This window comes from Streptomyces jeddahensis, from assembly GCF_001642995.1.
Lineage (GTDB): Bacteria > Actinomycetota > Actinomycetes > Streptomycetales > Streptomycetaceae > Streptomyces > Streptomyces jeddahensis.
This window is the reverse complement of sequence record NZ_LOHS01000124.1, coordinates 1-7,209: the sequence shown is the minus strand read 5'-3', so window position 1 is coordinate 7,209 and position 7,209 is coordinate 1. Positions and strand designations below refer to the sequence as shown.

The following is a 7,209-nucleotide window of genomic DNA, read 5'->3' as shown; positions in this document are numbered from 1 at the left end:
GCGGACCAGATCATGCCGAGCTCTTCCAGGCGCTCGATGCGCGAAGGCGGCAGCTCGCCGCACTGATAGGCGGCGCGTTGATCCGCCACCCATCGGCGGTTGACCAGGAGAGATACAAAAGCCCGGCTGGAGTGCTGGAAGCAGTCCTCTTTCCGGTCATGCGGTCGTTCTTGAGCGAACAGGGTCCTGGCCCGGGTGAGTTGGCTGCTGTTGCGTATGAAGGAAGGCCGTCGACAGAGTCTTCATGCTCGGTTGAAGAGCCTGGCGATCTTCGTTCCATACGGAGGCGGCGTTGCCGTGCGTACATCGGCCAATGCACCACCCGCCGCCCGTATCGGCGCCGCGCGGGAGCACGCCCCCCCCGCACCTCACGCTGTTGGGCTGTCGGGTTGGCGTGTGGGGAGACGGATGGTGAACGCCGCTCCGTTGCCGGGCTCGCTGCCGGCGGTGACCGTTCCGCCGTGTGCCTCGACCAACTGACGGACGATGGGCAGGCCCAGTCCGCTGCCGCCGGTGTGTCTGTTGCGTGACTTCTCGGCTCGCCAGAAACGTTCGAAGACATGAGGCAGATCATCGGGTGCGATGCCGCTGCCCGTGTCCTCCACTGTAAGGACGGCCAGGTCACCGGTGTGCCGGGCGGTGAGCGTGATCGTGCCGCCCGCCGGGGTGTGCCGGAGCGCGTTGGAGATGAGGTTGCCCAGAACCTGGCGCATCCTCACCGGGTCGACATCCAGCCAGAGGCCGGGGTCGGCGTGCGCCTGCAGCCGGATGCCCGAGGACTCGGCGTGAGTGCTGTGGGCCGACACCGTCTGGGCGACGAGGTCGTCCGCGCGCACCTGCTCGCGGTGCAGTTTCAGGGTGCCGGCGTCGGCCGCGGCGAGGTCACGCAGATCGTCGATGATGTGCTGCAGGAGCAGTGCCTCATCGTGCAGGGAGGCGATGAGGTCCGGATCCGGGTCGACCAGCCCGTCACGGGTGACTTCGAGCCAGCCGCGGATATTCGTCAGCGGGGTCCGCAGCTCGTGGGCGATGTCGCTGACCATGGCCTTGCGCTGGGCTTCCAGCTGTTCGCGGCGCGCGGTGAGGTCGTTGAAGGCGGCGGCCAGATAGCCGGTCTCGTCCTTGGTGGTGACGGCGACGCGTGCGTGCCGCTGCGGCGGCTGCTGGGCTGCGGCTGTCAGGGCTCGCAGGGGGCGGACGAGGCGGATCGCGACAACCGCGGTCATGGCGACGGTGACGGCGAGGACGAGCGCCGTGACGCCGATGATCTTGGCCTTGTTGGTGGGGGAGAGGTCGAAGCCTGCGGGCTGCCCGCCCAGGTTGCCCAAATAGAGCCTGGCCCTCGGGGCGACGTACGGGTCGAGTTGTGTGCGGCGCGCGTTGTCGACACAGGTCTGCGTCTGCTGGTTGACGCCGGCTGCCCGGTGGACGGGGACGCCCGCCGGGATGTCGTAGCCGGCGAAGGGCAGTTCACCAAGCTGGAGGAGTGATCGTTTCTTATTGCCATCGAGGTCGAAGCAGCGATTGGCCAGAACGCTGAGTTCGTCCAGTGCCTTCTGCTCGGTGCGCGTGGGTGTGTTGAGTGCTCCGTCGGCGCACTCCAGCGGCACGGATGCTTCTCCTCCGCTGGGTGCGATGACCACCGTACGGCCGCTGGGCATCTGTCGGAGGCTGCCGTCGCTCGCGTAGCGGCGCATACAGCGCAGACGCTTCTCGGCGACCGTCTTCACTAGTGTCCGCTCGGCCGTGGTGAGCAGATACGGTCCCACCGCCCGCGGGTCGATCCCGGCGAGCTGGGCTCCTGATTCGGTGTAGGTGTCGGTGGTCAGCGGGTCGACGGTGGCCGAGGCACGGGCGGGCAGGGCGGTGCCGGGGGCGGCCGAGTCGGCGATGGTGCGTCCGGTCTCGGTCGTCAGGGCGATGCGCCGGTCCATGGTGCGTGAGAGCGCGCGCACCACGGTCCGTACGCCGCGCCAGTCGGCATGGGTCGCGGCGAAGCCGCTGAGCCGTCGCAGGATGTCGGCGTCGTCGGAGAGCACTTGGCCGCGCTCCTCCTGGATGGCCCGTGTGGTGGTCTCCACGGCCAGCCAGGCGGTGGCGCCCACGGAGAGTACGGCGATGGTCACGGAGGTGAGGAGAAGCCGTACCAGAAGGCTTTTGCGCCAGGGTATGCGAGGGCCGGGCGTCATGTGGGCTGACCGGTGAGCTTGTAGCCGACGCCGAAGACCGTCAGCAGCCGGACAGGCCTGCGCGGGTCGGGCTCGATCTTCTTGCGCAGGTTCATGACGTGTACGTCGATGGCGCGCTCGGTGGAGGCGCGCTCGTGGCCCCGGGTGAGCTGAAGCAGTTGACGGCGCGAGAAGACCCGGTCGGGTTCCGCGGTCATGGCGTGGAGGATGGCGAACTCGCCTGGAGTGCATGGGACTTCGCTGCCGTCGCAGGTGACCTTGTGCCGTGCGGGATCGACGGTGATGCCGCCCGCGCGGAGCACCGGGGAGTCCTCGGCGGGGCGCAGGGTGCGGCGCAGCACGGTGCGTATGCGGGCCAGCAGTTCCCGTGGGCTGTACGGCTTGGTCATGTAGTCGTCCGCGCCGAGCTCCAGGCCGAGCAGCATGTCGTCCTCGGTGGAGCGGGCGGTGAGCATGAGAACCGGTATGTCTCCGTCCTGGCGCAGCACACGGCACACGCCGAGACCGTCGACCTTGGGCAGCATCAGGTCCAGGACGACGAGGTCGGGTGTACGGCTTTTAGCTTCGTCGATTGCCGCCCGCCCGTCGTGGACCACGACGGCGGTGTGACCCTCCTGTAGCAGCAGCCGGTGTATGAGCTTGGCCTGCATGTCGTCGTCTTCCGCGACCAGAATATGTGCGCACACGCCACTGACTGTAGGCGCGCGTGATCGGCGGCAGGGCGATGTGCGGGCCTTCCCACACCCTGACAACTTCCTGATATCCGGACGCCAGGCTCGGCGCATGCCCTTGGCCGCGCCCTTCGACGCGTTCGGCGCCGGCATCACGCCGGGAAGCCACCGGTGCGGCGGCGTCGACGAGTCGAAGAGCCGTGGCCCGGTCGCAGCCGCGACAGCGTCCGTCGCCCGGTCCTGCGTGGTCACGGCGGACCGCGCCGACACCGTGCTGCTCGACCCCGGGGCTGCCGTCCCACGACTCGGTGGGACACACCACCCGACGCGCACGACGGAGATCCCATGCACCGCACCCGCCCGGCGGCGGCCCTTGCCGCCCTGTCGATCTCGGCATGCCTTCTGGCCGGCTGCAGCACAAGGCCAGGAGACGAGAGTGACCGCAGGAAGGCATCGCCCGCTGCGTCCGGAGCCGCAGCCACACCGCACATACGACTCAACGCCGCCGACGGGCAGAAGCATGTTTCCGTCAGGCGCGGTGGCCGCGTCACGGTCGAGGCCGGGAGGATCACCAACGTGTCCCTGGCCACTGCGAACGGCCGGGCCGTACGCGGCGCCGTCTCCTCGGACGGCAGAACCTGGGCACCCGATGCCGTCCTCGACCACGGCACCGCCCACCGGCTGACCGTGGTGGCCGCGGGCGCCGACGGACGCAAGGTGACGAAGAAGATCGCGTTCACGACCGTCGCCAAGACCGATCGTTTCACCGGTACGTTCACCCCGGACAATGGATCAACGGTCGGTGTGGGGATGCCGGTCTCGTTCACCTTCGACAAAGCGATCACCGAGAAGAAGGCCGTCGAGTCGGCCATCGAGGTCAGCTCCAGCAGCGGACAGCCCGTCGTCGGCCACTGGTTCGGCGCGCGGCGCCTCGATTTCCGTCCGCAGCAGTACTGGAGGGCCAACTCCACCATCACCGTGAGAATCCGCCTCGACGGAATCAAGGGCGCCGAGGGCGCCTATGGCGAACAGGACAAGACCGTCCGCTTCACCGTCGGCCGCAGTCAGGTCTCCACCGTGGACGCCGCCACGCACCGGATGACGGTCGTCCGCGATGGCAAGACCCTGAAGACCATCGCCATCACGGCGGGCGCTGAGAACTCGCCCACGTGGAACGGCCAGATGGTGATATCGGAGAAGCTGATCAGCACCCGGATGAACGGAGCCACGGTGGGATTCGCCGGGGAGTACGACATCCCCGACGTCCCGCACGCCATGCGCCTGTCCACCTCGGGCACGTTCATCCACGGCAACTACTGGGGCGCGGACTCGGTGTTCGGACGGACCAACATCAGCCACGGCTGTGTGGGACTGAACGACGCCCGGGGCGGCGGCGACCCCACGCAGGACGGCGCCTGGTTCTACAACAACTCCCTCCTCGGTGACGTGGTCGTGGTGCGCAACTCCGACGACCGGACGATCGCCCCCGACAACGGCCTCAACGGCTGGAACATGCCGTGGGACCAATGGAAGGCGGGCTCCGCACGATGAGACGGACCCTTGCCGCAAGCCGTCATCACCGCGGTCCGAGCCGCTCCGGCCCTCCCGAGTCGGGCTGACCAGTTCCTCACATCTCTCCCGCAGGCTGATCATCATGGCTTCATCAATCCGTCGCCTGTCCCGACGGCGGCTTCTCCCTGCCCCGTTCGGGAATCGTCAAGCGACCACCTCCACCATCCCGGGCCCGACCCGTCCGGGGATACCGGCCGCCGTCCTGGCCCTGTCCGTCACCCTCGCCGGATGCGCGGGGACGGGGACGGGCGCCGGGACGGCCGACGACGCCCGGCCGGCGGCCGTCGGAGCGCACGGCGCATCGGCCGCCGCCCCCGGCGCGACACAGGCCATGCCCGGGCGGACATCCGCGGACAGCGAAGCGTCCGCCGCGGCGGTCCACGAGCAGCTGCCGGGCCTGGGCCCGCGGACACGGGCCCAAATCCCCGAGAGGGCGCGCCAGGTCGTCCTGGTCACCGGCCAGGGCAAGAACTCCCCGAAGTCGCAGGTGGTGCTGTACCGGCGCACGAGCGCGGGCTGGGAGCCGGGAGCCACCTGGCCGGCCCACAACGCGCTCAAGGGCTGGACGGACGACCACCGCCTCAATGATCTCCGGTCGCCCATCGGCGTGTTCACCCTCACCGACGCTGGCGGGCTGCTCGCCGACCCCGGCACCGAACTGCCCTACGATCAGTCGCCGGGCTTCACCATCAGCGGCACGGGCTTCGAGGGCGAACCGCTCGCGGGCTCCTTCGACTACGTCGTCGCGATCAACTACAACCGCAAGCCCGGAACCTCCCCCCTCGACTGGACCCGCCCTCTCGGCGCGGACAAGGGCGGCGGCATCTGGCTGCACGTCGACCACGACGGGCCCACACATGGCTGCGTGAGCCTGGCGCAGCAGCACATGAAAGAGCTGCTGCGCACCCTCGACCTCGACCGGCATCCGGTGATCGTCATGGGGGACGCGGCATCCCTCAAACGCTGACGCGAGCGGTGAGAGACGAACGAGAGCAGAGGGCCCGGACACGCTGAGGGCGCGTCCGGGCAGTACGCGGGGCGACCGCGCTGATCCATGCCGGGTTCGACCTTGTCGCGGACGCCGTCCAGGAGGAGTTGGTGGATGCGGTCGGCGTCGAGCTCGAGCGCCATGGGCTCTCGACCAGGTCTCCCGGTGCGCCGGCCTCGTGTACGCGCATGTCATCCCTTCCGATGCACGGACCGCACCCCGCGACGCGGTCTGCGTCCGCCGCCCGCGGCTGCCGGCTGCCACGGCACACACGCCCGTGCCTCGGCCGGCCCGCAGGCTTTCATGTCCAGGCCGCGCACCGCACCAACAGCGTGCGCAGCGCGGCCGACCATGGCCGCCACCCGTCGGTGACCGGGCCGCGGGGCCGGCCCGCCCCACCAACTCGCGCAGCGGCTCCCCGGTTCGCGTGCCGCGCCGCTGTCGGCCGCGCGCCTGTCGGTTCACCCCGGTGCCCGGATCAGTGCGGCCGATCGGTGGACCGCTCGGGCTGGCGGGCCGTTGCGTGGGCCGGCCGTCGCCGCCCGGCAGGAGCGGGACACCATACGCGGGCGGCATGGTTGGGACGCCGTCCCGGGCGCGTCTTCCTGCACCGGCGGGACGCCGTCACAACGACTCCGCGGTCTTCGAAGCGGTGCCCGCTGCCGTCCGGGTGCCCCGCGCCGGTGCCGGACGACCGCGGACCAGGCCGAGTCGGGTGCTGACCGGCAAGGCGTGTTCGTCCCCTGTCATCCGTGCCCGACCGCTGCACCGAGGCATCGTCGCGACCATCCCAGAGCATGCCGACCAGGTGGCCCACCGCCGACGCAAGGGCTTCCGTGGTGGGCCACCTCGGCCTTCACACGCCACACAGCTCTACCGGGAGATGCGGCGCTCCGACGGTGCTGACGGCGCCTACATCGGAGTCGACAACCCTTCGGCGCCCTCCGGGCCGCGACCTCACACCGATCCAGCGAACCGTCAACCGCGCGCCGGCCGCAGCACGGGCACCGGTCGAGCACGGCGTCGCACGACTGAAGTCGTGGCGAATCTTCCGCAGACCCGGTGCAGCCCGAATCGAATGTCGTGGGTCGCCGCAGCTGTCCTCGCCCTGGAGCGGCAGCGCTGAAAAGGCTCACTGATGGGGGATCACCAGAGGCTCTCCCTCTTCGATCAGGTAGGTGGACAGCATCTTCGTCTCTACCTTCCCGATGTTACGGGCGTTGTGAATGGCACCGAGCGGGATGAAGAAGGGGTCGCCGCTACGCAGTCGCTGCGGGGCGCGGTCGTCGAACTCCATCATGACGTCCCCCTGGATGATGTAGCCGACCTCCACGCCGGGGTGGCTGTGGCGGCCGGATTCCAGACCCCTGGGGATCTGTACGAGCGTCTGCACGAGCTCCCAACCGGAGGCCGGCGAGAGATGCCGCTGCAGTTCGGTACGCGTGATGCCGTCGGGGGTGACGGAGGCCACCTCCGGGGGCGGCCATGTGCCTCCGCAGAGGCGGATGCCAGGGCGGTCAGGCCGAGTGTTCCGAGTGTGGCTGCACTACTGCTGCGCATCAACGAACGACGAGTGATCATGATTCATCCTTTGTTCGAGTGGACGGAGGCGCGCCATGTCGGTGGCGACACCGACTCGGCAGAACGCTCCACAGAACGATTGGTCTTCGAGCGAGACGGTGGTTCGCCCATTGACCGTCAACGCTTGATGTGGACGGCGAACTGCCTCTCCGTCTCGCCGACGGGAGTGGTGCAGATATAGCCCTGGGCCTTGCGGTAGTCACCTGTT

At 69.3% G+C, this 7,209-nt stretch carries 6 protein-coding genes and 1 pseudogene; 3 read left to right on the top strand and 4 right to left on the bottom strand.

All coding sequences use genetic code 11. From position 1 onward, the window contains the following. The 3 genes from STSP_RS41345 to STSP_RS29245 all read right to left on the bottom strand — a co-directional run. The coding region (locus tag STSP_RS41345) for a helicase associated domain-containing protein (protein WP_408646382.1) at positions 1-89 on the bottom strand (89 nt) is incomplete at its 3' end. Positions 90-368: 279 nt separating this feature from the next. After that, entirely contained in the window at positions 369-2,189 is a 1,821-nt protein-coding gene (locus tag STSP_RS29250) for a sensor histidine kinase (protein WP_067283987.1), read from the bottom strand. After that, entirely contained in the window at positions 2,186-2,875 is a 690-nt protein-coding gene (locus tag STSP_RS29245) for a response regulator transcription factor (RefSeq protein ID WP_232789839.1), read from the bottom strand. The genes STSP_RS29250 and STSP_RS29245 overlap by 4 nt, the downstream gene beginning before the upstream one ends. A gap of 330 nt (positions 2,876-3,205) precedes the next feature. On the opposite strand from STSP_RS29245, the gene STSP_RS29240 reads away from it, so the two are divergent. The 3 genes and pseudogenes from STSP_RS29240 to STSP_RS37650 form a co-directional block, all read left to right on the top strand. After that, positions 3,206-4,411, top strand: a complete 1,206-nt coding sequence (locus STSP_RS29240; protein WP_067283985.1) for a L,D-transpeptidase — start codon at positions 3,206-3,208, stop codon at positions 4,409-4,411. Between the two features lie 103 nt (positions 4,412-4,514). Further along, on the top strand, positions 4,515-5,399 hold the full coding sequence (locus STSP_RS29235; RefSeq protein ID WP_107441430.1) for a L,D-transpeptidase family protein: 885 nt from the start codon (positions 4,515-4,517) through the stop codon (positions 5,397-5,399). A gap of 944 nt (positions 5,400-6,343) precedes the next feature. Further along, positions 6,344-6,546, top strand: a pseudogene (locus STSP_RS37650) (transposase family protein); the annotation flags it as partial. 6 nt (positions 6,547-6,552) lie between these two features. Here the strand turns inward: STSP_RS37650 and STSP_RS29230 are convergent. Beyond that, positions 6,553-6,891, bottom strand: coding sequence for a cupin domain-containing protein (locus STSP_RS29230; protein WP_232789838.1), 339 nt, complete (start codon positions 6,889-6,891; stop codon positions 6,553-6,555). Positions 6,892-7,209 lie beyond the last annotated feature (318 nt).

Bases quoted from the DNA above. Each gene is read 5' to 3' on its own strand.
- STSP_RS29235 (WP_107441430.1), top strand. From the start codon at position 4,515: ATGGCTTCATCAATCCGTCGCCTGTCCCGACGGCGGCTTCTCCCTGCC.
- STSP_RS29240 (WP_067283985.1), top strand. From the start codon at position 3,206: ATGCACCGCACCCGCCCGGCGGCGGCCCTTGCCGCCCTGTCGATCTCG.
- STSP_RS29250 (WP_067283987.1), bottom strand. From the start codon at position 2,189: ATGACGCCCGGCCCTCGCATACCCTGGCGCAAAAGCCTTCTGGTACGG.